The sequence below is a fragment of the Gluconobacter thailandicus F149-1 = NBRC 100600 genome (assembly GCF_000964465.1).
Taxonomy (GTDB): Bacteria; Pseudomonadota; Alphaproteobacteria; order Acetobacterales; family Acetobacteraceae; genus Gluconobacter; species Gluconobacter thailandicus.
Map to the genome: position 1 here is coordinate 105,097 of NZ_BANH01000017.1, position 23,380 is coordinate 128,476.

Consider the following 23,380-nt stretch of genomic DNA (forward strand, 5'->3'; position numbering starts at 1 on the left):
GGTTCGCCTTATGCTGCGGAGCAGATCTTTGTAATGGGCTCAAAGTCTTCACGTTCATTGGCCTGAACGGTTTCAAAACCCTGGAATCTTTCATCTCCCCCGTTCAGGTTGGCAGACATTCCAAGTCTGTCCTGAACGCGGGGATCAGCCAAAAAACACTCGATAACGTCTGCCCGCAGATCGAGTGACCATTTCTGCATCTGCGGTGGTTGCAGGCGGTCTGGTGTATGCAGCCCAACCTTTCCCTCTCCCATGCCATCCAGAAATGCCTCGACGGCACTGTCTTCAAGCTGAGGAAAAGGGCGCTCAAATTGCGAAATCGACAGATCATTCAGAGTGAGCAGGGCCTGCTCCCAAGCCTGAATGTCAGAAGGAAGCTCCGCAAAACGCCAGCCGTCCCGCGGTCCGCTCAGCGCCATATCAACTCGCAGAGCAAGATTGAGAGTTTGTTGGCCCAGAATCTCTTCCTGCGGCAGGAGAACGGTCACAAGACGCTCCAAAACCGCAAAAGCGGTCGGAGAAAGTGTTCGTGGAAGGGCTGAGGAATCCTCTTCGAGACGTTCCTTCAGGATGTCATGGGTGCGACGGGAAAGGTGATTTGAGGCAAGAAAGAGAGGTGTATCAGACGGGTGTGTCATGTCGGCGTCCTTTGCTTCATTTTTCAAAGTCCCGGCATAGGGATAGTTCCTGTCTCCCGTTCAGGATCAAGATGCACTATCCTGCTTCAGTTACCCTGTCGGGCATCCGGCGGAATGAGAGTTAGAAGAGATCCATCCCTTGATCGGGGTGTTTGTGCAAGTGAGGAGAGACGATGGCGGTCGAAATCCGGGTGCCGGCGCTGGGAGAAAGCCTGACGACCGCGACTGTCGCGCGCTGGCTGAAGCAGGCGGGCGATTACGTTCAGCATGATGAAACAGTTGTCGAACTTGAGACGGACAAGGTCAGCGTTGAAGTTACGGCACCTTCAGCCGGGCGTCTCGAAAACTGCATTCCGCTCGGGACAGAAGTGGAAATCGGCGGTCTCCTGGGCCAAATCGACGAAACGGCTGAAGCTCCGGTTGCGGCCGCAGCCCCTGTTGTTCCGCCTGTAGAGGTTGCACGTCCTGATCCTGTTGCGCCTGTTGTTGAGCCACCGCCCGCACCAAAACCTGCTCCTAGCCCGACATTCGCCGAACCCCAGGTCTCCACGGTTTCGGGCATTGATGATCCCAGGGAACGTCGCGTTCCGATGTCGCGACTGCGGCAAACGATCGCACGGAATTTGAAAGCGGCACAGAACACTGCGGCGATCCTGACGACGTTCAATGAAATTGATATGTCGGCGGCCAAGGCTCTGCGCGCCGAATATCGGGATGAGTTTGAAAAGAAGCATGATGGGGCCCGGCTGGGCTTCATGTCCTTTTTTGCCAGAGCTGTTGTCGGTGCGCTTCGCGATTATCCTGCCCTGAATGCCCAGATCGAAGGGGATGAAATCGTTTATCGGGATTTCGTTAATCTCGGAATTGCGGTTGGTACCGAGCGGGGGCTGGTTGTTCCTGTCCTTCATGATGCCGATCAGATGAGTTTTGCCGAGTTGGAGCGTCGCATTGCGGACTATGGCAAACGCGCCCGGATGGGGTCTCTCAAACTGGACGAACTGTCACACGGCAGTTTCTCGATCACGAATGGTGGCATTTTCGGGTCGCTTCTTTCGACGCCCATCCTGAACACGCCGCAGTCGGGTATTCTGGGCATGCATGCCATTCAGGATCGTCCTGTTGTGCGTGATGGGCAGGTGGTTGTTCGCCCCATGATGTATGTTGCATTGTCTTACGACCATCGCATTGTAGACGGGCGGGAAGCCGTCAGCTTCCTTGTTCGGGTCAAGCAGCTTGTTGAGGATCCGCGAAGACTTCTTCTTGATCTCTGATCTTTTTCGGAAGACGTAACGTTAAGGCGTTGCGTCTTCTGCTGAACGCTGGACGATCTGTCGTTCCCTCGCGTTCATTTTGTCACGTTGAACCGAGGGTTACTTCAGTTATGTCACCAGCTTTCAGACTGTCTTCTTCTTTACAGCTTTTTGCGATGGCGACCGTTCTGGGAGGCGGTGTTCTTCCGCTGACGGCATGTGCACAGGCAGATAAAGCTTCTACCGGAAATCCACAGGCAGTTTCAGCAGCAGGTGCTATTGGAGACGCTTCGGTTCCCCCTCCTGCCATCAATCCGCCGACCGATGCTGTGCCGGAAATTCCTCCAGTAGAAATTCCACCGCTTCCTGTTGTCAGCAATGTGGAGGCTCACCAGGAAGCGGCACGGCTGGAAAAGATGATGGTGAAAACCGTCAAGGGTTTTTCAACCTACAAGCCAGAGCGCCGTGAGGCATTTATTTCTCTCGCCAAGGACGAACTATCAAAGGCAGGTTTGCCGATCTCGCGTCCACAACTCATCATGGTTGTGGATCGTAATGAAAAAGTACAGCACCTGGATTTCGTTCTGGCGCTTCCAGATGAGCCGTGGGTTTCCATCGGAGGGACACCGGTTTCTACAGGAACAACGGGCCGTAAATATTATTACATTACCCCTGTCGGTGTTTTCCAGAACACGGCGGACCGCCTGGGCTACCGTGCAGAAGGCACCAAGAATAAATATGGTATCCGCGGTATCGGTGCCAAAGGATCTCGCGTGTGGGATATGGGGTGGCAGACAGCAATGAAAGGCTGGCTGCCTAAACATGAGACCGGGCAGATCAGGCTCGAAATTCATGCCACGGACCCACAATTCCTGGAATGGCGCCTTGGACATTCTGCGTCCGAGGGCTGCATTCGCATTCCAGCGACGATGAACCACTTTATGGATCATTATGGATTAATCGACGCACTCTATGAGCAGGCTGCGAGCTATGATCCACGATTTGCGGCGCTGCTGCCAAAAGATCGTGAGCAGACGCCTATTGCTGGAGACCTTGTTATTGTTGTCGATTCCGGCCCTTTGACGGAGCCGAAAATTGACCCGATTGCGGATAAAAGACCGCTTCCCTGATGTTGGCCTTAACAATTATTACATAATAAGTATGACATTTTTGAGTAACCTGTATGAAGCTTCCATGACGAAGCGGTAATACAGGTTTTCACTACCAGAAAGCATGAGTAATGAGCGTCTTCTCTTCCACGGGAGCACGCGATTTCCATGAAAAATGTTCGAAAAAGTCTCGCTTTGTCCACAGGACTTGTAACAGGAGCGATTCTTTTTGGTTCTGCGACATACGCTGCGGATGCCATGCATGCGGACGATAAAAAGAAGGTATCCAAAGAGGCGTCTAAAGTTGAAAAGCTGACAGTTCTGGGTCACGCATCACGTATCGCTCCCGCAACAGTTCCACTGGACATTACGCAACCGACATCAAAAATTCAGTCAGGATTTCTGGCGAATAATATTATTCCGCTTGCAAGTGTTGACGATATTATTCAATTCCAGCCTAGCGTGTTTTCCCAGAACCCAAATGGCCCAGGGATGGGCAAAGCTGAGACCATGAGCCTGCGTGGCTTTCAGGATGGTCAATACAACATGACGTTTGATGGCATTCCTTTTGGCAATGCTTCCGACATGGGACATACAACGTCTGCGTTGTTCATTTCTCATTTTCTTGGCGAGGCGCAGATTGATCGCGGGCCCGGTACAGCGTCAACGATTGGCAATGCGACGTTTGGCGGTACCATGGGATTTATGTCAAAGAACCCTGCGGCCCGAATGGGAACAACGCTATACGGAACTTATGGCAGTTTTAATACGCGTGCTGGTGGCATTGAGTTTGATACCGGAAAAACCAGAATGGGCCGTGCATTTGTCGACATGCAGCACGAAGAAACCAATGGGTATCTGACCAATTCATCTGAACGTCGCAGCAATCTGATGTTTAAGGACGTGATTGACCTGGCTCCAGAAACAACACTGACGATTGAAACAACATATAATAAGGAATGGCAGTACACGACTCAAGGCGCAACGTTAGAAGATTACAAGAAATACGGGAAAAATTACGGACTATGCAATGATCCAGGAAGGCAATGTTATTATGGATACCAGCCAAGTGTTTATACGTCTGACTTCGATTATGTTTCTCTCAAAACGAAGCTCTTATCCTGGCTGACGCTGGAGAACCAGATTTACACTAGCGGTTTTGAGCATGATTATACTGAAAGCACGGATGCCAGTCAGAGCGATACCGCAGCAAATGGTGTGACATTCTATAATGTGGTCGGAAAAAAAATAGCGACCTATAAAAAAGATATTCCCGGAAAATATGCTGATGCTGCTTATCGCACATATGGCGATACCCTTCGATTGAAGGGGCACACAACTTATGGCGACGTATTGCTGGGTGTCTGGGCAGATGTTCAGAAAGATCGTCGATATACTTATGCCGTTGATCTTAGCCAGAATTCTGTTCCCGTTCCCGGGAAAACAGGTTCAGCATTCAGCTATAATATCTCGGACCTGAACACGACAATTCAGCCTTATCTGGAGTTGGATATTCATCCGTGGCCAGGAGTGACGATTAAACCGGGTATAAAATATTCCATTTTCAAAAGAGATTATGATGCGGGTGTCAATAAGGGGACAAAACTTCCTTTGAAAGATACGCAGAGCTATGGATCATGGCAGCCATCCATTGCGATTAACCAACGTATTATGAAAAACTGGAGCGCATATGCACAGGTTGCGCGGGGATTTCTTGCTCCACCACTATCTGTTTTTCAGGTCAGTTCTGTTGGAAATGTGAAGCCTGAAACGACCATGAATTATCAGGTTGGCTCAGTGTATCATGGGCGCAACTGGATGCTGTCGTTAGATGGATATTACATTAATTTCTCAAATTATATTGCCTCGGCACAGATTCAGGTTCCCAACATCGGTACGACATCGACATATGTTAACAGCGGTGGTGCGGTGTATCGCGGGATTGAGTTCGAAGGTCAGTATGTTATCGGCTACGGTTTTTCCCTGTATGGAAATTACAGTGTGAATGATGCGAAATACAAGCACAGCCATGTGCGCGTCGCTCAGACACCGAATGCATTAGCGTCTTTTGGTTTGCTCTATGAAAGCGACCATGGCCCATATTTTTCTCTTATGGGTAAATATGCGGGCCATCACTGGGGGTTGGACAGTACGATGGACGACGCGGGTAACGCAGTTTTCAAAAACCAGTATAAAATTGGCAGCACGGTCACTGCTGACCTTGCCGTGGGCTGGCGTATTCATCACATCGGTTCATTCTTCAGGGACGTGACGCCGAGCATCAAGGTTGCAAATCTCTTCAATAATCGCTCAATCAGTGATTATGCCGGGACGCAGTCTTACGGAGATGCGCCGCTATTCTGGCGTATCGCAGGCCGGAGCGTCTTCTTCAACATGACTGCAACGATGCCATGATTTGCCGAATTTCTTCGCTTCTTGTCCTCTTTGTTCTGGGGGGATGTGCTTCTCAGACGCAGGGAGACACTCTGGAAAAGGTCGTTTTTCTGGGGAGGCACGGTATCCGTAGTCCTACCGTTTCACCGCAGGAAATGCAGCGCCGGACAGGGCATTCCTGGCAGACATGGTCTGTCGCTCCGGGAGAAATGACGGATCATGGTATTGATGCTCTGAGAGCAATGGTGCGGGCTGTGCGGGAGAATTACAGTCAGACAGCTCTTTTCCAGTCGCCGCAGTCCTGTCAGACGGTGGAATGGGAAACTGTTGTCTGGGCTGATACGGCCGATCACAGGACGCGACAGACGGGTGAGGTCTGGGCAAAGGACATTGCTCCCGGATGTTCGTTACAGGCAGGTTGGGCATCTACGCCGGTTGATCCGTTATTCAATGCATTCGGAAATAGGGCAGGGAAAATTGATTCCGCTCTTCTCGAACGAGAGTTTGAGGTAGCCAAAGCCACGCTTCCCGAGCCTGCGTCCGATGCCGCACTAAAGACACTTCAGGCGCTCCTGGCTCCGAATGGATGCGCAGCAAAATCCGCATCGTCTCAGTGTCTGACCACTCCCACGACCATTGAGTGGAAAAAGGGGGCACCTCGTCTTCAGGGTGGCTTTGTAACGGCAGGAATGGCGGCAGAAAGTTTGCTGCTGGCATATGCTGAGGGGCTACCGCTGACGGATTTTGGTATTGCCGAGCAGGATGTTCCTCATCTTCTTGAGACCGTCATGCCGGCACATGAAGCAGAAAATCATCTTCTGCGCCGTCTTCCGGAATATGCGCGAGCGCGGAATGGCATGATGGCAGAGAGTATTCGCGCATTTCTTTCTGATCAGCCGGTGCACGCGATTCCGGCCATCCTGCCGTCAACGAAGGTACTGGTTCTGGCAGGGCACGACACCAACTTGGCTGCGATGATGACGTTGTTTGGCGTCGAGTGGTCTTTTTCGGATCAACCGGATTCTACGGCGCCAAATACCGTTCTGGTATTTGAGCGCTGGCGTCATTCTGATGGTACGCGAGATGTCAGGCTCAGGGTCTTCCATCAGTCTCTGGAAGAGCTCCGTGAGGCGAGGGCGCCAGATATCGGGAAATCAGTCGTTACGTTGTCTCCCGCGCGGTCGGTTTTTGCTCCGTAGCGTCCAGAAGATCTTGGAGAAGACATAAAAAAAGCCCGGATGAAGACCATCCGGGCTTTTTCATAGCTGTTCTGAAGAAGGGCTTAGTGTGCCCAGCCTTCAGGAACCTTGCCGCCGTTCTTGGCCAGCTCGGCATAGACCTGCTTGATGAGCCAGACGTTCATCGTTGCTGAGTCGTCCGTGCTGCCCGTGTAGTGCAGTTCGCCTGCAAGCTGCTTGCGCGCTTCCAGGGAGCTGTCGAGACCGAGTAGCTTCAGAAGATCCACAATCGAGGTCTTATAGTTCAGCGGCTGGCCAGCCTTGGATGCCAGGTCCGAAAGAACAGCGTCCACGTCAACTGGTGCGGCCGGAGTGGCAGGTGCCGCAGCAGCCGGAGCGCCAGCGGAAGCCTGTGCATCAGCCGTGCCGGACGTTGGCGTGGCTGCTTCTGCATGTCCGAAAATCTTGGACATGATCGTGCTGAAAAGACCCATAGGAAACACTCCTGACGGTTTGAAAAAAGGTGTCGGGGTAGACAACGCCTACCCCATGTCACCTGTTCCGCTCAGTAACGATATTCTTCGTGCTTGAACGGACCGGCGACTGGAACGCCAATGTAGTCAGCCTGCTTCGTGGACATCTTGGAGAGTTCGGCGCCGACCTTTGCGAGGTGGAGGGCGGCGACCTTTTCGTCCAGAGCCTTCGGCAGGGTGTAAACCTTCACTTCGTACTGGCCCGGCTTGGCGGTCCAGAGTTCGATCTGGGCCAGCGTCTGGTTGGTGAAGGAAGCGGACATCACGAAGGACGGGTGACCCGTGGCGTTGCCAAGGTTCACGAGACGGCCTTCGGAGAGCAGGATGATGCGGCGGCCTTCGGCCAGCTCGACTTCGTCAACCTGCGGCTTGATGTTGTTCCAGCGATAGTTGCGCAGGGCTTCAACCTGGATTTCGCTGTCGAAGTGACCGATGTTGCAGACGATCGCACGGTCCTTCATTTCGCGCATGTGGTCGATCGTGATGATGTCCACATTGCCCGTGCAGGTGACGAAAATGTCGCCGCGCGGTGCTGCGTTTTCCATGGTGACGACTTCATAGCCTTCCATGGCGGCCTGAAGGGCGCAGATCGGGTCGACTTCGGTCACGAGAACGCGGCAGCCTGCATTGCGCAGGGAGGCAGCGGAACCCTTGCCCACGTCGCCGTAACCGGCAACGACGGCAACCTTGCCGGCCATCATGACGTCTGTGCCACGGCGGATGGCGTCCACCAGGCTCTCGCGGCAGCCATACAGGTTGTCGAACTTGGACTTCGTGACGCTGTCGTTCACGTTGATGGCCGGAACCTTCAGCGTGCCAGCCTTGGCCATCTGCCAGAGGCGATGCACACCCGTTGTCGTCTCTTCCGAGAGACCGCGGACGTCCTTCAGGAGTTCCGGGAACTTGTCATGCATCATGACCGTGAGGTCACCGCCGTCATCGAGGATCATGTTCGGCGTCCAGCCGTCCGGACCCGTGATGGTCTGCTCGATGCACCAGTTGAATTCGTCTTCCGTCAGGCCCTTCCAGGCGAAAACCGGAATGCCAGCGGCAGCGATGGCTGCTGCGGCGTGATCCTGCGTGGAGAAGATGTTGCAGGACGACCAGCGGACCGTTGCACCGAGAGCCGTCAGCGTCTCGATCAGCACGGCGGTCTGGATGGTCATGTGGAGGCAGCCAGCGATACGGGCGCCCTTGAGCGGCTGCGTGTCCTTGTATTCTTCGCGGAGTGCCATCAGGCCGGGCATTTCGCCTTCAGCGATGGAGATTTCCTTGCGGCCCCAGTCTGCGAGGGAAATGTCGTGTACCTTGTAGTCCTGCGTGGTCATGATTGGCCCTTACTGCCCGTCTTGGATGGCAGCAGGTATAGAGGCTTGGCGGAGCCACGCAAAGTGTGGCTCCGTCGCATCTGGTCTGTGTCAGTTCGGCTGTGCGGTGTCGGTCTTGGTCTTGACCGTCAGATGGGGCTGCTGCGTCCGCTTCAGATGGTGCTTGTACTCTGTCTTGCCCCGCTTCGTGGTGTCGGACATGGCGTGTGGGGCCTGCGGAGCGGGCTGGTCAGGCTGTTCCGTAATGGTACGGGGGTTTGTGGGCAGGTGGTTCGCCGGCTGATCAATGGTGGAATTCTGTGCTTTCTGCGTCGCCGTATTGGACGTCTGAGGCTGATCGTTGCTCGGGCTGCTGATGGCCTGTGCGAAGGCTGCGGACGAGACGGCGGGGGAGGCCATCAGAACGGCTGCTGCAAGCAGGGAGGCTTTCAGGCGAATGGACATATCTTGATCTTTCCTCTCCATAGGGAAGAGCTGGCTCTTCCAGGAATAATCTGATAACTCCCAGCCGGCGCGACAGTTGCCTCAAGGCAGCATATTGCGTCTGTTGTCCGGCCATGCCAGAGAACGGCAGATCACCCTCAGTCGAGTTATTCCAAACCGACGCAGGTCCAGAACACCCCCTGAAGAACAGGAGGATGCCGTGTCAGAGAACCCCACCTACAACTTTCCTTTCACGGTGCTTGATCCGGCTTTTCAGGAAACGGGAAAACCTGCGTTTGCCAATGGTCTTGTCTGGGCTGTGCAGGCGGTTCCGGGTCAGGAACTGCGGTCTCTTGGGGCTGATGAGGTCGAAGTGCTTCTGACGCCGGGCCACGAGACGACGTCAGAAGGATGGTTCTGGCTCCATTTCGATACGGTTCACAGCTCAGCGCGGTCGTTTGTCGCCCATCTTCCGGATCTGCCGGAAGACGTGCGTGCCATGCTGGCAGAAACCGAATACGGGATTGCTCTGGAGGCAGTTGATGATCTGATCTGGGGCGCGCTTCCGGCATTTGATGATGCGTTGTCAGAGGATGACAGGGAGATCTGTGCCTGGCGGTTTGCCATGCGGCCTGATCTTCTGATCACGACGCGGCGCAATCCCATTCCTGTTCTGGGGGCTGCTTACCGATCCCTGCGAGCCGACCATATTCCTCCGACCCCCGCGGGAATTATCGACCGGGCTCTGCGGGAATTTACGGGAACTGTACGTCGACAGCTGGGCCAGCTGGATGATGATCTTGACCGTGCGGAAGATGCTCTTCTGCTGATCGAGCATCGGTCCGATCTGGGGCATCTGGGTGGTATCGTTGGTAAGGTGCGTCGTCGGGCGACAGAGCTCAGGCGTGTTGTCACGCCTATTGACCGCGTTCTGAAAGATGAGGATCTGGATCTTCCGGAGTGGGCGGAAGACGAACTGCGCGATCGTGCGGAACGTCAGGTTCATGCGGCTCTGGACGATCTGATCGCGTTGCAGGATCGTGCGCGTTCGTTGCAGGACGAACTGGGTTCCAATCAGGCGGAAGAAACCAACCGGCGTCTGTATATCGTTTCCGTGGGAACGACCTTGATGCTTCCGGCGACGTTTGTGACGGGATTCTTCGGCATGAACACGGGCGGTATGTTTCTTGCGCAGGGCGCATGGGGCACCATTGAAGCCGGATTTGTGTGCTTCGTTTTCATGGCCGTGACATTCCTCTTTATGAAGCTGGCCCGGCTTCTCTGAAGGGCGACTTGACTGATTGCCTGTTGTCCAAGAGGGAAAAATCTGTTTCTGTTACGAAAAGATACATTCAGAAAGCAGCTGGAAGGCTGCTCTATTCTAGAAATGGAAACTGATGCTTCGTTTTCGAACACTCCTTATTTTCTCCCTTTTGGCTTGTGGTTTTACTGCTTGCGGGCCGCAAACTTACACGCCTGAGACTGCGATTTCTGCCGTTCATGCTGACCCTTCTGGAGTGGTTGGAAGGTTCAGGATGACTGTAAAGCGCGTCGGTTGGAAGGATGGGGCAATGTATTTGGATTCTGCCCAGGACTACAGAGACCCTAAGACCCTTATTGTCGCGGTTGATGGTGCTACGGCGAATGACTTGCTGCATAACAAGCCCCAGACGGCCGAGCAGTATTTTATGAACCGGACAATCATTGTGTCAGGGCTTGCCCGGAGAGTTCCTATTATCTGGTTGGATGATGACGGAGTGCCAACGGGGGAACATTATTTTCAGACGCAGATTTTTATCGGGGACTCTGAAGATCTGAAAATTTTGCCCTGAGGAGAAAACCCTATTTTGAACAACTGGCGATATTACATGTAAGTGCTAGTTTATTTACGGAATAATGGTCGGTCGGTGTTTGAATTTCTTCAGTTGCGACAATGATTTTTATCGCAACGGGAAGATGTTGCACCATGTCGATTTAGAGGGTGTCGTCCTCGCCGCAATTAACAAAGGATGCGTGCCGACACCTTGCAGACTCGTGCATGATTTTGAGCCCAAAAACGCGATTCAGCATGTTTTGGCTGTGAATTCACGTCATACCGCCCTGTATCACCAAGATAATAGCTGATGCTGAGCGGTATGAGTGCAGTCTGTCAGAAATTTGGGATCGGTCAGGGGTTTTTCTTGGCCGGTCCGCTGGATGTTGCAGGCGTTTGTCCGAGCGCGGACGAGGTCGTGTTGGGGTCTGTGGTTGGGCGGTTGCCCGAATTGGGAGCAGGAGTTGTGGGTACGCCGTGTGGCTGCGTTGCTGCATATTTTTCAAATGCTTCCAGTGTGCCGACGAATGCACAGTCACACAGGTCACGATCTGCGTAGATGTAGCGCAGGCCTTCGGGTGTTGTGTGCGTCAGAAAGACGTGTTGCGGCATGAGTTGCAATTCTGCCCGGCGAGAGGGGGAATTGGCAGGATGCCTGACGAATCCAGCGGAAATGAGCTGTTTTTCCTGAGAACTGGTCTTGTCGGCAACGCAGCCAGAGAGGCCGATTGCTGCGGACAGCAGGATGACAGGTGTTTTCAACATGTCAGTTTCCTAACAGTTTTGAGGCCTTTGGGCCTCATGAACGGGCGTAATGTCCTGCATCTCGTGGGAGGCTAAGGGAAAACAAATGGTTGTGTAGGAAATGGATCAGGCCCTTACGGAAATGTGAAAGACCTCTGAAAGGGAGAACCGAACAGAGATAGAAAATAAATCGGTTTAACCTCTGATTTGTATGTCGGCTAACTGGTCCTGCTTGTTAAGACAGGAGATCAGGCTATGGTCGACCGGACCATCATTCGCACCACCGCAGGTGCCCCTTGGGTCAGTAATCAGGATAGCAAGACGGCGGGTCCGCGTGGGCCATTGCTGCTGGAAAATTATCAGTTGCTTGAGAAGCTGGCGCACCAGAACCGGGAGCGTATTCCTGAGCGGACAGTGCATGCCAAGGGGTCGGGCGCGTTTGGCACATTTACGGTCACGCACGACATTACCCGTTTCAGCAGGGCTTCCATTTTTTCCGAGATCGGCAAGACCACGGATATGCTGGCGCGTTTTTCCACCGTGGCAGGCGAACGGGGTGCGGCGGATGCTGAACGGGATGTCCGGGGTTTTGCCCTGAAATTCTATACCGATGAGGGGAACTGGGATCTTGTTGGGAACAACACGCCCGTTTTCTTCGTTCGCGATCCAATGAAATTTCCGGATTTCATTCATACCCAGAAGCGCCATCCGCGTACGAACCGGCGGTCAGCGACGGCAATGTGGGATTTCTGGTCCCTGAGTCCGGAAAGTCTGCATCAGGTGGCGATCCTGTTTTCCGATCGTGGGCTGCCGCAGGGCTACAGGTTCATGAATGGGTATGGCAGTCACACGTTTTCGCTCTGGAATGCGCAGGGTGAGCGCTTCTGGGTGAAGTTCCATTTCAAAACCCAGCAGGGACACCGTTTCTGGACCAATGATGAAGCGAACGCTGTCATCGGGCAGGATCGTGAAAGTGCGCAGGCTGATCTTTACGACGCTATCGAAAAGGGAGACTTCCCGAAATGGACCGTGTTCATTCAGGTGATGGAAGAAGCTGAGGCTGAGCGTGTCAGTTTCAATCCGTTCGATGTAACGAAGGTGTGGCCCCATGCGGATTATCCTTTGCAGGAAGTGGGCGTCATGGAACTGAACCGGAATGCCGTGAATTATTTTGCGGAAATCGAGCAGGCGTCTTTTTCACCATCCAATATTGTGCCGGGCATTAGCTTCTCGCCTGACCGGCTCTTGCAGGGGCGTCTGTTTGCCTATGCTGATGCGCATCGTTACCGGGTGGGCACGCATTATGAATCGCTGCCGGTTAATCGTCCGCAGATTGCCGTGAAAAATTATCACATGGATGGTCCCATGCGGTTTGATGCTCCTGAGCCGGGGGATGGCGGATATTATGAGCCGAATTCGTTTGGCGGTCCGGTTGAAGATGTAGCTTCCATGGAGCCGCCTCTGCGGATCAATGGGGATGCGGGGTACTATGAGCATCGTAGTGACGGCGATGATTTTGCGCAGCCCCGGGCGTTGTTCCGTATGTTTGATGCCGGTCAGCGGGAGCGGTTCTTCGATAACATTGCAGGAGCCATGACGGGTGTTCCGGCAGAGATCCTGGAGCGGCAGTTTGCCCTGTTCCGGCAGGCGGATCCTGAATGGGAAGCTGGTGTGCGGCAGGCTGTCACGCGGATCATGAGGGGGCCATCTTCTTCTGCGCCTACGACGCAGGAGACCTGAGGCGGGGACTCTGTCTGGGTCAGTTTACTTAGAACCGGCTGACCAGGCAGATCTTTCCGGTGGTCATGGCTGTGCTGATGGGGCGTGTGGCCTCTGTCCGAAATGATCCAAGATGACGGAGAGGGCAGCGGCGCAACTGGCGACCTTTACAGTGAGCCCGGCTGAACCGATTTTCCGTGCTGCCAGAGAACCGGTGAGGACAAAGGGGCCCACCGTTTCATGTCTACCATGGAGTGTGTGGGATATGCTCCTGAGAAGTTCGGAAGACTGGCCGACCCCGGTGAATGGCAGGGCACACCGCAGGACTGTCAGAGCCACACCATAGACCGTCAGTCCTAAGCCATAATGCAGTATTGGCTGCTGGAGCGGGCTTCCAACTCCCGCCACGGTGGCCAGCAGGACGAACAGGATTTTCATGATTCTCTGGGCAGGTGGATCATTCTGCCCGTTCTTGCGGAGTCATAGAGGGCTTCCATGAGTTTCTGGTCGCGCAGTCCTTCTTCGCCGGGGGTGCGGGGTGTCAGATCGTTCAGGATGCAGTGGGCGAAATGGTCGATTTCCAGGGCGAACTGGTTTCCTGCCGGAAGGCGCCACTCGTTGACTGTCTTGTGGTTGCCCTGTCGTTGGCCGATCCGGAGACGATGTCCGGTATATGAGAATGCGTTCTCCAGAGTGATCCAGCCTTTTTCGAGTTGAATCCGGAGGTCCTTGCTTTCATAGGCGCCGTAGCTGGTCGCGCAGTTGGCCATTACGCCTGATGGGAAGCGGAGCATGAACGAGAAGGTCTCGTCCAGATCCTTGTATCGTGGATCGTTGGGCGGGCTGATCATCTGGGCGAAAAGGCTTTCCGGCTCTTCTCCCAGGACGGCGCGGGTGCCGTTCAGGCAGTATAATCCGATGTCCGGCAAGGCCCCTCCGCCAGCCAGTTCCGGTTTGAGCCGCCACTGGTCTGCGTTGCCCTGTATCTGGGTGTTGATGGCTTCCACGAGTTTCGGGCGACCCAGTTCTCCGCTCTGCACAAGTTTGCTGACGGCCTGATTGAAGGGTTCGTAGTGGCAGCGGTAGGCGATCATGAGTTTGACGCGTGCCTTCTGGCAGGCGGCAATCATGCGCTGGGCTTCTGCGCTTGATTTGGCCATCGGCTTTTCGCACAGGACGTGCTTGCCGGCTGCTGCGAGTGACTCAACCTGTTCTGCATGCAGGGCGTTGGGTGTGACGACGTACACGGCCTGAATGTCGGGGCGGTCTGCGAGGCGCTGGATGTCGTCATAGGTGAAGAGGGAGTCATTCCCGATGCCGTAGCTATGAGCTGTCAGGCGTGTTTTTTCCGGGCGGCCGGAGATCAGGGCGACAGGTTTTGCGAGGCGGCAGCTTGAGAAAGCGGGCAGTATTTCTCCGAGTGTCAGTCGGCCGAGGCCCATGATGGCGAAACCCACACGTTCTGAAGGGGGAAGAGCCTGAGGAGGTTGGCTTTCGGGGACATCGGCATCCCCGCGCCAGTTTCCAAAACTGATCTGGCCGTTTTCGACGATTCCCGTATCCAGAATGGATGGGAGGTTGGTAACGCCGGGCGGGGTGTCGTGAGACATTGCAAACTGCTTTCCCTCAAAGATTTCAGGGAAAACAACGCACGCTCAGGTCATTGGGGTGCGGTGTGCGAGTGGCCTCACGTAAATCGTGACATTTGCGTCAGATCTCGTCAGCCGGGGCGTTGCACGCGGATGATCAGGGGCTGCTCTTTGCCGTCTTCATGAAATGTGATCTCGGCTTTATGGCCTGCGGGAAGGCGGCCGAGTTCTTCGATGGCGGGTGTGTTCTTTTTGAGGGGCAGGCGTTTGCCGTTTGATTCTCCCACAAATCCAGGCCTCAACTGCAGAGGCGAAAGAGCCTGATCGTTCTGGGTGTCGATCAGGGTTGCTGCATTGGGCACCATCAATGTGGAAAGACCCCGCATGAAGTCTTCCTGAATAATAAGAAGCTGTTCCCATTCACCCAGATTGGTTGAATTGGTGAGAACGCTACCCTGAGCGGGAACAGGAGCGCTGATCAGATAGGTATTGTGTTTTTTGTTAACGAGACAGACAAATCCCTGAGGAGTTTCCCGCATTTCCAGTTCGGGAAGCAGGCGGGGCATGGAAACCCTTTTCTCCAGTGTCACGTCACAGGGGAGTTTCAGGGGGGAAGGTACCAGTGCTGACAAGCCTGGATAAATACCGGGCTGGAAGGGGGCGGGTGAGAAATCGTCCCGGATCGGATCATGGCTGAGAACCCGGCCGTGCCAGTCCATGAACCACACGCGGGTCAGGGAAGGGGTTTCGCTCATCGTGTCTCCAAATCAGCAACTGTAAGGGCCAGACATTTCTTCATGACGCCTGGCAGGGCGGCGCGCTCTGTGGATCTGAACGTGCCGAAGGACGGATCGATCCCTGCATTATGGCCTGAGGGAAGGGTTGCGGTGTAAATCATGAGCCGAAGTGTGAAGTGAGTAAAGACATGCGTGACCTCTCCGCATGCTGTCCAGGGGCCGAGGAACGGGGCGGCTGCGAGCGCTTCCTTTTCGGTCCATGGAGTGCTTTGCCATTCCGTTCCGGGAAATTCATCCATGCCGCCAAGCAGCCCTTTTTCAGGTCGTTTTCTCATCAGTCTGTGACCTGTTTCATCCTGCAGGATGAAATGGACGCCGTACCGGGTGGGTCTGGCCTGTTTGGGAGCTTTGCGCGGAAGGGTAGAGGCAATTCCCTTGGCATGGCCCTGACAGGCTGGTCGCCAGGGGCAGGTGAGGCATGACGGGTTGCGGGGCGTACAGACTGTCGCTCCGAGATCGAACAGGGCCTGTGCGAAGTCGGAGGGGCGTTTCTGTGCTGCTTTTGGCTGATTGAGTAGGGCGGCCTGTCGGGCCAGTAGGGGGCGGGATGCGGGAAGAGGGTCTTCGATGGCGAACAGACGGGAGGTGACCCGTTCGACATTTCCATCGACCGGCACGACAGGAACACCGAACGCGATCGAAGCGATGGCTCGGGCTGTGTAGGCACCGATTCCCGGGAGTTTCAGAAGCTCTTCCACTGTGTCTGGGAATTGCCCGAGTTCAGCGACGCGTTTTGCGCAGGCGTGCAGATTTCGGGCCCGGGCGTAATAGCCGAGACCAGCCCAGAGGTGCAGGACGTCCTCTTGTGGGGCGGCAGCCAGATCCTGCACGGTTGGGTAATGCGTGAGAAAGCGCTCGTAATACGCTATGACAGCCTTCACGGTTGTCTGTTGCAGCATGATCTCGCTCAGCCAGACGGCGTACGGATCCGGGCGATGGCCGGGGAGGCTGCGCCAAGGGAGGGTGCGGCGATGAGTGTCGTACCAGCGAAGCAGGTCGGAAGCGTCAGGAGTCACGGAGAGGGATATGAAGAAGGATCAAGGTCCGGACAAGCACCTTCGTGGTCGGGCGAGTGGAATTGACCCTCAGCAGGGGCAGAAACCGGTATGGACACCCAAGCGTGGGGGCGCCAGGCAGATTGGGGCGCTGGTTCCGGGAATTACCAAGCCGGCTTTCAAAAAGAAGTCGCCACTTCTGGTTCGGCTTTCCATGGACTGGGAAGATTTTATCGGCCCACGACTGTCAAAGGTAACAGAGCCGCGCCGTATGTCGGCGGGAACACTGACGCTGGCCTGTTCCGGGCCAGTTGCCATGGAGCTTCAGCATCTGGCCCCCCAGATTATTGAACGCATTAATACGGCGTGCGGTCTGCGGGGAGAGCATCTGATTCTCCGTCTGAAAATCGTGCAGGATATGACGGCATTTGAACGCCCGCGCCCGGCGCGGCCCAGGCCTGTTCAGATTGATGTTCCTGAAATTGAAGACGATGAACTTCGGGACGCGTTGCAGCGTCTGGGGGGGCATATTGGTGCGCGGCGCGGTCGCCGTCGGTGACAGAAATGTTTCACGTGAAACGACTTGTTTCATGCCCTGAAACGGCCCTTTTCAGAGAACACGCTGTTACCGATATTAAGAACAGAACACGGCTCTTTCCAAGGAGACAGGCCATGAACATCACGAAGAAGTCCGCTGGAGCACTGTTGATGGCTACCTTGATTGGAGCCTCCCCGCTTACAGCCCTTGCACAGCATGGTGGCGGGCCGGGCGGCGGCGGTGGCTTCCGTGGTGGTCCAGGGGGTGGGCCTGGTGGTGGCGGTTTTCGTGGTGGACCGGGGGGAGGCCCCGGTGGTGGTATGGGTGGTTTCCGCGGCGGTCCTGGCGGCGGTGGTCCGGGTGGTTTTGGCGGTGGCTATCGTGGTGGTAGTTACGGCGGTTTTCGTGGAGGCCCTAGCGGTGGCCCGGGGTGGGGCTTTCGTCCGGGGTATGGAAACTGGGGCGGTGGCTGGGGTGGCCCTCGCTTTATTGGCTGGGGTAGCCCGGGTTGGGGCGGTTGGAACGGCTGGGGAGGTCCCGGCTGGTATGGTTATGGCTGGGGTGTGCCCGGCTGGGGCGGCGGCTGGGGCTGGGGCGGTTGGGGCCTTGGTGCAGCGCTGGGCGTAGCTGCCGGAGTGGCAATCGGGAATGCGGTTAGCGCGTGCCCCGGTGGTTATTATCCTCAGGGATGTGCCCCTGTGGGGGGATATGCTGTTCCGCAGGGATATTATGGGCCACCGCCGGGTTATAATGGGTACAACGGAGGCGTTCCGCCTTATACTTGGGGGTATTGAGGCGGGTACCTGACGGGTAGCGTTATAGATTTATTCAGTGACGAAATCCGCTGCTTTGTAGCCTTGGGCAAACAGGTGTGCACGCAGATCGGCAAAATTGATCTGCGTGCCGATGATTTTTTTCACGTTTGGCTTGGCGTGAAAGGCGAGGCCGAGGCCCGCATTGGCCAGCATCGGGATGTCGTTTGCGCCATCACCGGTTGTTAGTGCGGCCTTGAGCTGAACGCCGCGTTCAGCGATCAGGTCCTCAAGATGGTTCAGTTTGGCGTCTGGACCCAGAACCGGAGCATCGAGACGCCCGGTCATTTTTCCATCCACGACTTCAAGGCTGTTGCCGTAGTTTTCGTCAAAGCCGCAGAGTTCGGCCACCCTCTGGGTGAACCACGTAAATCCGCCTGAGACGAGTGCGGTGCGGGCATTGTGCTTGTGCATGGTGCAGACGAGTTCTCTGGCGCCTTCCGTCAGTGTGACGGTTTTCCAGACGTCTTCAAGAACAGACGCGGGATGACCGGCGAGCAGGGCGACGCGCTGTTCGATGGAGGTTTCGAAGTCGATCTCTCCATTCATGGAGGCGCGCGTGATGGCAGCGACCTGTTCCCCGATGCCGAGCAGGGCTGCCATTTCGTCCAGCGTTTCCCCTGTGACGATGGTGCTGTCCATGTCTGCGACCAGGACGGCCTTGCGGCGACCACGGGTTTTCAGCAGCAGGGCGTCCGTTTGATAGGGCGCGAGGGTGGCGCGGATTGTTGCGGCACTCGCCGAGCCGGGGCCGGGCGTGGGGCATGGAATATCGACAGCTTCCCCGTCCGACAGGACGATGGGGGCCTTGCCTTTGACCAGCGACCGGGCGACGTCGATGGCTTCTGGTTTGAGGGAGCCGGCCTTGCGGTCGGCAATGAGGGTCAGAACGGAAGGAAGGGACATAAGCTCTCGTAACGGTCCAGCGCGTGTGGCAGGAACAGGGGGATGAACGCCCCGAAGACAGCACTCATTGTGGCTGGCCCGACGTGCTCCGGCAAGTCGGCTCTGGCTCTAGACCTCGCCCGGACTTTCCGGGGGACGGTGATCAACGCTGATTCCATGCAGGTTTATCGCGATCTGCACATTCTGACGGCCCGGCCTGACGCGGCTGATGAGGCGGCTGTTCCGCACCGGCTTTACGGTGTGCTGGATGCGGCAACGCCGGGCAGTGTGGCCTGGTGGCGGTCTCAGGCTCTTGCGGAAATGGAGGCGGCCTGGGCGGCGGGGCGTCTGCCGATCCTGTGTGGGGGCACGGGGATGTATCTTCGGGCGCTGACGGATGGGTTGGTGGAAGTGCCTGACCCCGGCGATGAGGCGCGACAGGAAGCGCGGGCGCTGGCCGAAGAAATTGGCCCGGCGGCATTGCATGCCCGGCTTGCGGGCGTAGATCCTGAAACGGCGGAAACGCTCCGGCCAAATGACACGCAGCGGATTTCGAGGGCCTGGGAAGTGTGGCGCGGGACGGGGCGTGGATTAGTGTGGTGGCGGGCCCAGCCGGGATTGCCGCCTGCGCCGTGCCGGTTTGTATCCGTTCTTCTGGATCCACCGCGGGATGTTTTGCGGCAATCACTGAATATGCGTTTCGAGCAGATGCTTGAAGCTGGCGCTCTGGAAGAAGTGCGTCGTCTTGTTGCGAGGGGGCTGGATTCTGTTCTGCCTGCCATGCGTGCGCATGGGGTTCCGGAACTTGCGGCTGTTCTGCAGGGTGACATGACGCTTGAAGCGGCGCAGCAGGCGGCCGTTCTGGCCATTGGGCGATATACCCGCCGTCAGGCGACATGGTTTCGGCATCATCCGCTAGGTCTGGACGCGGATGCGATGATTTCATTTCGTAGATATGCCCCTTTCGCGCAAGAATCGAAAACGGAATACGAAAAAATAGAGAATTTTATATCTGAACGAGTTGACGACTTACCCCAACCTGTCTTAAATCCCGCGCCTCATACCCCTTAGGAGGATACGGTGACGGCTGCTGCTGAAAGAGACGCAACAACAGGCAACGAAGCGCTGAATGGCGCGGAGGTGCTTCTGCGCGTTCTCGATGAACAGGGCGTAGAGGTAGTCTTTGGCTATCCGGGGGGCGCTGTCCTTCCAATCTACGATGCGCTCTTCAAGCAGGACCGTATCCGCCACATTCTTGTCCGTCATGAGCAGGCTGCTGTTCATGCGGCTGAGGCCTATGCGCGTTCGACGGGCAAGGTTGGTGTTGTTCTGGTGACGTCTGGGCCTGGTGCGACCAATGCCGTGACTGGTCTTGTCGATGCGCTGATGGATTCGATCCCGCTGGTCTGTCTGACCGGCCAGGTGCCGACGAAGCTGATCGGCAATGATGCGTTCCAGGAAGCGGACACGACGGGCATTACCCGTCCGGCTACAAAGCACAATTATCTGGTGCGGACGCCGGGCGCTCTGGCCCAGACTGTGCGTGAAGCTTTCGAAGTGGCGCGTTCCGGTCGTCCGGGGCCTGTGCTGGTTGATCTGCCCAAGGACATCACGGTGGGTCAGGCTCCGCTGACGGAGCCAGCGCTGTCGCGGCTGAAGCGGTTCCGCCGTCAGGGTGGGCCAGATGCCGAGGCGATTGCCCGCACAGTCCAGGCCATGAAGACGGCCAAGCGTCCGCTGTTCTACACGGGCGGTGGCATCATCAATTCCGGTCCGGAAGCGTCTGAACTGCTGCGTCGTCTGGCGCGCAAGACGGGTTTCCCGGTCACGTCCACGCTGATGGGGCTGGGGGCGTTTCCGTCTCCCGATCCGCAGTTCCTTGGTATGCTAGGCATGCACGGGTCTGTTGAAGCGAACATGGCCACGCATGGCTGTGATCTGCTGATTGCTCTGGGTGCACGTTTCGATGACCGCGTGACGGGGCGTGTGGATGCGTTTTCGCCGAACTCGTTCAAGGTTCATGCGGATATTGATCCGAGCCAGATCGGTAAGATCATTCGTGTGGATGTGCGTCTCGAAGGTGATGTTCGTGATACGCTTCAGGCGCTGCTGGAGGCGTGGGATGATACGCCCGCGCCTGATCTGAGCACATGGTGGAACCAGATTGCGTCCTGGCGCAGCGTGGATGGCTTCGGCTTCACGCAGGACATGACGCCGTCTGCGGTGATCCGTCCGCAGCATGCCATTCGTCGTCTGTATGAAATGGCGATGGAGACGGGGCGTGACACGTTCGTGTCCACCGAGGTGGGGCAGCATCAGATGTGGGCGGCCCAGCACTTCCAGTTCGCTAAGCCGAACCGGTGGCTGACCTCCGGTGGTTTGGGAACAATGGGCTACGGTCTGCCAGCCGCTGTGGGCGCGCAGGTTGCGCATCCGGATGCTCTGGTGATCGATATCGCGGGTGAAGCCTCGACCCTGATGAACATTCAGGAACTGGGCACGATCGCGCAGTATCGTCTGCCGGTGAAGATCTTCATCCTGAACAACCAGTATATGGGCATGGTGCGCCAGTGGCAGGAGCTGCTGCATGGGTCACGCTATTCCCAGTCTTACAGCGAAGCTCTGCCAGACTTCGTAAAGCTGGCGGAATCGTTCCATGCGACGGGTATGCGCGCCACCTGTGTGGGCGAGCTGGATGATGTCATCCGCCGGATGCTGGAGCATGATGGCCCTGTCATCGCGGATATCTGCGTGGCGGAAAATGAAAACTGCTACCCGATGATTCCGTCGGGTGCGGCCCATAACCAGATGCTGCTTGGCCCGGATCAGGATTCCGCGGCCGCAGGTCTGACCGAAGAAGGGATGATGTTGGTCTGATGACGGAGACAATCCAGAATTCGGTCATCTCGGTTCTGATTGAGAACGAGAGTGGCGCGCTGGCCCGCGTGGTGGGCCTGTTTTCCGGCCGTGGCTACAATATCGAAAGCCTGACGGTTGCGCTGGTGGATGCCGAGCGCAGCCTGTCGCGCATTACGGTTCTGACGTCGGGGACGCCGCAGGTCATTGAGCAGATCAAGGCGCAGCTCAAGCGTCTGATTCCTGTTCATGCTGTCTGTGATCTGACGGAAGAAGGCCCGTATGTGGGCCGTGAGCTGGCTCTGGTGAAGGTTGTGTCCCGCGGCGAGAGCCGGACGGAAGGTCTGCGGATTGCGGATTCCTTCCGGGCCCGCCCGGTTGATACGACGGCCACCAGTTTTGTGTTCGAACTGACGGGGTCTCCCTCCAAGATCGACGCTTTTATTGAGTTGATGCGCCCCCTTGGCCTGGCTGAGGTTTCGCGCACGGGGATTGCGGCCATTGGTCGTGGCCCTTCTGTCTTTCACGTTAACGAGGAACATGTCTGATGCGGGTGTATTACGATCGCGATGCCGATCTGAATCTGATCAAGAGCAAGAAAGTCGCGATCATTGGCTATGGCAGCCAGGGTCACGCTCATGCCAACAACCTGCGTGACAGCGGCCTGACCGACATCGTCATTGGCCTGCGTCCGACGTCCTCTGCCGTCAAGAAGGCAGAAGAGGCTGGTTTCAAGGTCATGTCCCCGGAAGACGCTGCTGCGTGGGCCGATGTGGTCATGGTTCTGACGCCGGATGAAGGCCAGGGCGCCCTGTACAAGGAAAGCCTTGAGAAGAACCTGAAGCAGGGTGCAGCTCTTGCCTTCGCGCATGGTCTGTCCATCCACTTCCGTATCATTGAAGCCCGTCCGGATCTGGATGTGTTCCTGATCGCACCGAAGGGCCCGGGCCATACGGTTCGTTCCGAATACCAGCGTGGCGGTGGCGTTCCGTCCCTCGTTGCTGTGGCTCAGAATGCTTCCGGCAAGGCTCTGGACATTGCTCTGTCCTATGCTTCTGCAAATGGTGGCGGCCGTGCAGGCATCATCGAGACGACCTTCAAGGAAGAAGTCGAAACCGATCTGTTCGGTGAGCAGGCTGTTCTGTGCGGTGGTGTTGTTGACCTGATCCGCGCTGGCTTCGAGACGCTGGTTGAAGGTGGCTATGCCCCGGAAATGGCTTACTTCGAGTGCCTGCACGAAATGAAGCTGATCGTGGACCTGATCTACGAAGGCGGCATTTCCAACATGAACTACTCCATCTCCAACACTGCGGAGTATGGTGAGTACGTGACGGGTCCGCGTATCATCACGCCGGAAACGAAGGCTGAAATGAAGCGCGTTCTGACGGACATTCAGGATGGCACGTTCGTTCGTAACTTCATCCTTGAGAACCAGTCCGGCGGCGTTGGCTTCAAGGCCATCCGCGCTCGCAATGACGCTCATCAGATCGAAAAGACCGGTGAGAAGCTGCGTGCGATGATGCCGTGGATTGCCAAGGGCAAGCTGGTCGACAAGGCCAAGAACTGATCTTTAAGGATCGGGGCTCCTCAGCGGTTTTCTGCTGAGGGGCAGGAAAAACACGCGTTTCGGGGCTGGAGTATTTCCGGCTTTGGGACGCGTGTTTTTTTGTTCGTTCAGAAAAGACGAATCGTTTCGTGGTGCAGAGATGGCGATTTTCTGAATTGTCAGGTCGAAACGTGCTGATGTGTCGGCATATCCCAAGACGAGGCCTGTTTCGA

At 56.2% G+C, this 23,380-nt stretch carries 23 protein-coding genes; 13 read left to right on the forward strand and 10 right to left on the reverse strand.

Going from position 1 to position 23,380, the window contains the following annotated elements:
* Positions 1-8: 8 nt before the first annotated feature.
* On the reverse strand, positions 9-638 hold the full coding sequence (locus B7444_RS05825; RefSeq protein ID WP_231502834.1) for a gluconate 2-dehydrogenase subunit 3 family protein: 630 nt from the start codon (positions 636-638) through the stop codon (positions 9-11).
* 173 nt (positions 639-811) lie between these two features.
* On the opposite strand from B7444_RS05825, the gene sucB reads away from it, so the two are divergent.
* The 4 genes from sucB (at position 812) to B7444_RS05845 (ending at position 6,590) form a co-directional block, all read left to right on the forward strand.
* On the forward strand, positions 812-1,909 hold the full coding sequence (gene sucB, locus B7444_RS05830) for a dihydrolipoyllysine-residue succinyltransferase (protein ID WP_007282985.1): 1,098 nt from the start codon (positions 812-814) through the stop codon (positions 1,907-1,909).
* 110 nt (positions 1,910-2,019) lie between these two features.
* Positions 2,020-3,018 carry a L,D-transpeptidase gene (locus B7444_RS05835; RefSeq protein ID WP_007282986.1) on the forward strand — a complete coding sequence of 333 codons (999 nt, stop codon included), beginning with the start codon at positions 2,020-2,022 and terminating at the stop codon, positions 3,016-3,018.
* Positions 3,019-3,165: 147 nt separating this feature from the next.
* Positions 3,166-5,412: a TonB-dependent receptor gene (locus tag B7444_RS05840; RefSeq protein WP_007282987.1), complete on the forward strand. Its 2,247-nt coding sequence runs from the start codon at positions 3,166-3,168 to the stop codon at positions 5,410-5,412.
* On the forward strand, positions 5,409-6,590 hold the full coding sequence (locus B7444_RS05845; RefSeq protein ID WP_007282988.1) for a histidine phosphatase family protein: 1,182 nt from the start codon (positions 5,409-5,411) through the stop codon (positions 6,588-6,590). Before B7444_RS05840 ends, B7444_RS05845 begins: the two co-directional genes overlap by 4 nt.
* An 83-nt stretch (positions 6,591-6,673) precedes the next feature.
* Here the strand turns inward: B7444_RS05845 and B7444_RS05850 are convergent, their stop codons facing one another.
* The 3 genes from B7444_RS05850 to B7444_RS05860 all read right to left on the reverse strand — a co-directional run bounded on the left by B7444_RS05850 (position 6,674) and on the right by B7444_RS05860 (position 8,874).
* Complete coding sequence (locus B7444_RS05850) at positions 6,674-7,063, reverse strand: DUF3597 domain-containing protein (RefSeq protein ID WP_007282989.1); 390 nt, start codon at positions 7,061-7,063, stop codon at positions 6,674-6,676.
* A gap of 71 nt (positions 7,064-7,134) precedes the next feature.
* Positions 7,135-8,430, reverse strand: coding sequence for an adenosylhomocysteinase (gene ahcY, locus B7444_RS05855; RefSeq protein WP_007282990.1), 1,296 nt, complete (start codon positions 8,428-8,430; stop codon positions 7,135-7,137).
* 90 nt (positions 8,431-8,520) lie between these two features.
* The gene (locus B7444_RS05860; protein WP_007282991.1) at positions 8,521-8,874 is read right to left on the reverse strand and encodes a hypothetical protein; all 354 of its coding nucleotides are present in this window, start codon (positions 8,872-8,874) and stop codon (positions 8,521-8,523) included.
* A 199-nt stretch (positions 8,875-9,073) separates the two neighbouring features.
* Between B7444_RS05860 and B7444_RS05865 the strand changes: the two genes are divergently transcribed.
* Positions 9,074-10,138: a transporter gene (locus B7444_RS05865; protein ID WP_016738467.1), complete on the forward strand. Its 1,065-nt coding sequence runs from the start codon at positions 9,074-9,076 to the stop codon at positions 10,136-10,138.
* Positions 10,139-10,250: 112 nt separating this feature from the next.
* The gene (locus tag B7444_RS17120) at positions 10,251-10,685 is read left to right on the forward strand and encodes a hypothetical protein (RefSeq protein WP_224777871.1); all 435 of its coding nucleotides are present in this window, start codon (positions 10,251-10,253) and stop codon (positions 10,683-10,685) included.
* A 335-nt stretch (positions 10,686-11,020) separates the two neighbouring features.
* On the opposite strand, the gene B7444_RS05875 is transcribed toward B7444_RS17120, so the two are convergent.
* On the reverse strand, positions 11,021-11,431 hold the full coding sequence (locus tag B7444_RS05875) for a hypothetical protein (RefSeq protein WP_007282994.1): 411 nt from the start codon (positions 11,429-11,431) through the stop codon (positions 11,021-11,023).
* A 234-nt stretch (positions 11,432-11,665) separates the two neighbouring features.
* On the opposite strand from B7444_RS05875, the gene B7444_RS05880 reads away from it, so the two are divergent.
* Positions 11,666-13,150: a catalase gene (locus B7444_RS05880; protein ID WP_007282995.1), complete on the forward strand. Its 1,485-nt coding sequence runs from the start codon at positions 11,666-11,668 to the stop codon at positions 13,148-13,150.
* Between the two features lie 63 nt (positions 13,151-13,213).
* Here B7444_RS05880 and B7444_RS16590 read toward each other — a convergent pair whose 3' ends face one another.
* The 4 genes from B7444_RS16590 to mutY form a co-directional block, all read right to left on the reverse strand.
* A complete protein-coding gene (locus B7444_RS16590; RefSeq protein ID WP_035729546.1) occupies positions 13,214-13,567 on the reverse strand; it encodes a hypothetical protein in 354 nt (117 codons plus the stop codon).
* Positions 13,564-14,739, reverse strand: coding sequence for a Gfo/Idh/MocA family protein (locus tag B7444_RS05885; RefSeq protein ID WP_007282997.1), 1,176 nt, complete (start codon positions 14,737-14,739; stop codon positions 13,564-13,566). The genes B7444_RS16590 and B7444_RS05885 overlap by 4 nt, the downstream gene beginning before the upstream one ends.
* A 110-nt stretch (positions 14,740-14,849) precedes the next feature.
* Complete coding sequence (locus tag B7444_RS05890) at positions 14,850-15,473, reverse strand: hypothetical protein (RefSeq protein ID WP_007282998.1); 624 nt, start codon at positions 15,471-15,473, stop codon at positions 14,850-14,852.
* Positions 15,470-16,531 carry an A/G-specific adenine glycosylase gene (gene mutY, locus B7444_RS05895; protein WP_007282999.1) on the reverse strand — a complete coding sequence of 354 codons (1,062 nt, stop codon included), beginning with the start codon at positions 16,529-16,531 and terminating at the stop codon, positions 15,470-15,472. Before mutY ends, B7444_RS05890 begins: the two co-directional genes overlap by 4 nt.
* Positions 16,532-16,541: 10 nt before the next feature.
* Between mutY and B7444_RS05900 the strand changes: the two genes are divergently transcribed.
* Together B7444_RS05900 and B7444_RS05905 are read left to right on the forward strand one after the other, a co-directional pair.
* Positions 16,542-17,069 carry a DUF721 domain-containing protein gene (locus B7444_RS05900; RefSeq protein ID WP_007283000.1) on the forward strand — a complete coding sequence of 176 codons (528 nt, stop codon included), beginning with the start codon at positions 16,542-16,544 and terminating at the stop codon, positions 17,067-17,069.
* A gap of 113 nt (positions 17,070-17,182) precedes the next feature.
* Positions 17,183-17,842, forward strand: coding sequence for a hypothetical protein (locus B7444_RS05905; protein ID WP_007283001.1), 660 nt, complete (start codon positions 17,183-17,185; stop codon positions 17,840-17,842).
* Between the two features lie 30 nt (positions 17,843-17,872).
* Here the strand turns inward: B7444_RS05905 and serB are convergent, their stop codons facing one another.
* A complete protein-coding gene (serB, locus tag B7444_RS05910) occupies positions 17,873-18,766 on the reverse strand; it encodes a phosphoserine phosphatase SerB (RefSeq protein ID WP_007283002.1) in 894 nt (297 codons plus the stop codon).
* Between the two features lie 42 nt (positions 18,767-18,808).
* Here serB and miaA point away from each other — a divergent pair, with 42 nt between their 5' ends.
* Genes miaA through ilvC form a run of 4 tightly spaced genes read left to right on the forward strand, consistent with a single transcriptional unit; the run spans position 18,809 to position 23,168 of the window.
* The gene (miaA, locus tag B7444_RS05915; RefSeq protein WP_035729550.1) at positions 18,809-19,816 is read left to right on the forward strand and encodes a tRNA (adenosine(37)-N6)-dimethylallyltransferase MiaA; all 1,008 of its coding nucleotides are present in this window, start codon (positions 18,809-18,811) and stop codon (positions 19,814-19,816) included.
* A gap of 9 nt (positions 19,817-19,825) precedes the next feature.
* The gene (gene ilvB / locus B7444_RS05920) at positions 19,826-21,622 is read left to right on the forward strand and encodes a biosynthetic-type acetolactate synthase large subunit (RefSeq protein ID WP_007283004.1); all 1,797 of its coding nucleotides are present in this window, start codon (positions 19,826-19,828) and stop codon (positions 21,620-21,622) included.
* Positions 21,622-22,149, forward strand: a complete 528-nt coding sequence (gene ilvN, locus B7444_RS05925) for an acetolactate synthase small subunit (protein WP_007283005.1) — start codon at positions 21,622-21,624, stop codon at positions 22,147-22,149. The genes ilvB and ilvN overlap by 1 nt, the downstream gene beginning before the upstream one ends.
* Positions 22,149-23,168: a ketol-acid reductoisomerase gene (ilvC, locus tag B7444_RS05930; protein ID WP_007283006.1), complete on the forward strand. Its 1,020-nt coding sequence runs from the start codon at positions 22,149-22,151 to the stop codon at positions 23,166-23,168. The genes ilvN and ilvC overlap by 1 nt, the downstream gene beginning before the upstream one ends.
* Positions 23,169-23,380: the final 212 nt, after the last annotated feature.

Excerpts from the sequence above, each read along its gene's own strand:
- B7444_RS05885 (WP_007282997.1), bottom strand. The coding sequence starts at position 14,739 with ATGTCTCACGACACCCCGCCCGGCGTTACCAACCTCCCATCCATTCTG.
- B7444_RS05850 (WP_007282989.1), bottom strand. The coding sequence starts at position 7,063 with ATGGGTCTTTTCAGCACGATCATGTCCAAGATTTTCGGACATGCAGAA.
- B7444_RS05875 (WP_007282994.1), bottom strand. The coding sequence starts at position 11,431 with ATGTTGAAAACACCTGTCATCCTGCTGTCCGCAGCAATCGGCCTCTCT.
- B7444_RS05840 (WP_007282987.1), top strand. The coding sequence starts at position 3,166 with ATGAAAAATGTTCGAAAAAGTCTCGCTTTGTCCACAGGACTTGTAACA.
- B7444_RS05890 (WP_007282998.1), bottom strand. The coding sequence starts at position 15,473 with ATGAGCGAAACCCCTTCCCTGACCCGCGTGTGGTTCATGGACTGGCAC.
- sucB (WP_007282985.1), top strand. The coding sequence starts at position 812 with ATGGCGGTCGAAATCCGGGTGCCGGCGCTGGGAGAAAGCCTGACGACC.
- ilvC (WP_007283006.1), top strand. The coding sequence starts at position 22,149 with ATGCGGGTGTATTACGATCGCGATGCCGATCTGAATCTGATCAAGAGC.
- B7444_RS17120 (WP_224777871.1), top strand. The coding sequence starts at position 10,251 with ATGCTTCGTTTTCGAACACTCCTTATTTTCTCCCTTTTGGCTTGTGGT.
- B7444_RS05860 (WP_007282991.1), bottom strand. The coding sequence starts at position 8,874 with ATGTCCATTCGCCTGAAAGCCTCCCTGCTTGCAGCAGCCGTTCTGATG.
- B7444_RS16590 (WP_035729546.1), bottom strand. The coding sequence starts at position 13,567 with ATGAAAATCCTGTTCGTCCTGCTGGCCACCGTGGCGGGAGTTGGAAGC.
- B7444_RS05880 (WP_007282995.1), top strand. The coding sequence starts at position 11,666 with ATGGTCGACCGGACCATCATTCGCACCACCGCAGGTGCCCCTTGGGTC.
- ilvN (WP_007283005.1), top strand. The coding sequence starts at position 21,622 with ATGACGGAGACAATCCAGAATTCGGTCATCTCGGTTCTGATTGAGAAC.
- ahcY (WP_007282990.1), bottom strand. The coding sequence starts at position 8,430 with ATGACCACGCAGGACTACAAGGTACACGACATTTCCCTCGCAGACTGG.
- B7444_RS05825 (WP_231502834.1), bottom strand. The coding sequence starts at position 638 with ATGACACACCCGTCTGATACACCTCTCTTTCTTGCCTCAAATCACCTT.
- B7444_RS05900 (WP_007283000.1), top strand. The coding sequence starts at position 16,542 with ATGAAGAAGGATCAAGGTCCGGACAAGCACCTTCGTGGTCGGGCGAGT.
- serB (WP_007283002.1), bottom strand. The coding sequence starts at position 18,766 with ATGTCCCTTCCTTCCGTTCTGACCCTCATTGCCGACCGCAAGGCCGGC.
- B7444_RS05905 (WP_007283001.1), top strand. The coding sequence starts at position 17,183 with ATGAACATCACGAAGAAGTCCGCTGGAGCACTGTTGATGGCTACCTTG.
- miaA (WP_035729550.1), top strand. The coding sequence starts at position 18,809 with ATGAACGCCCCGAAGACAGCACTCATTGTGGCTGGCCCGACGTGCTCC.
- B7444_RS05845 (WP_007282988.1), top strand. The coding sequence starts at position 5,409 with ATGATTTGCCGAATTTCTTCGCTTCTTGTCCTCTTTGTTCTGGGGGGA.
- B7444_RS05835 (WP_007282986.1), top strand. The coding sequence starts at position 2,020 with ATGTCACCAGCTTTCAGACTGTCTTCTTCTTTACAGCTTTTTGCGATG.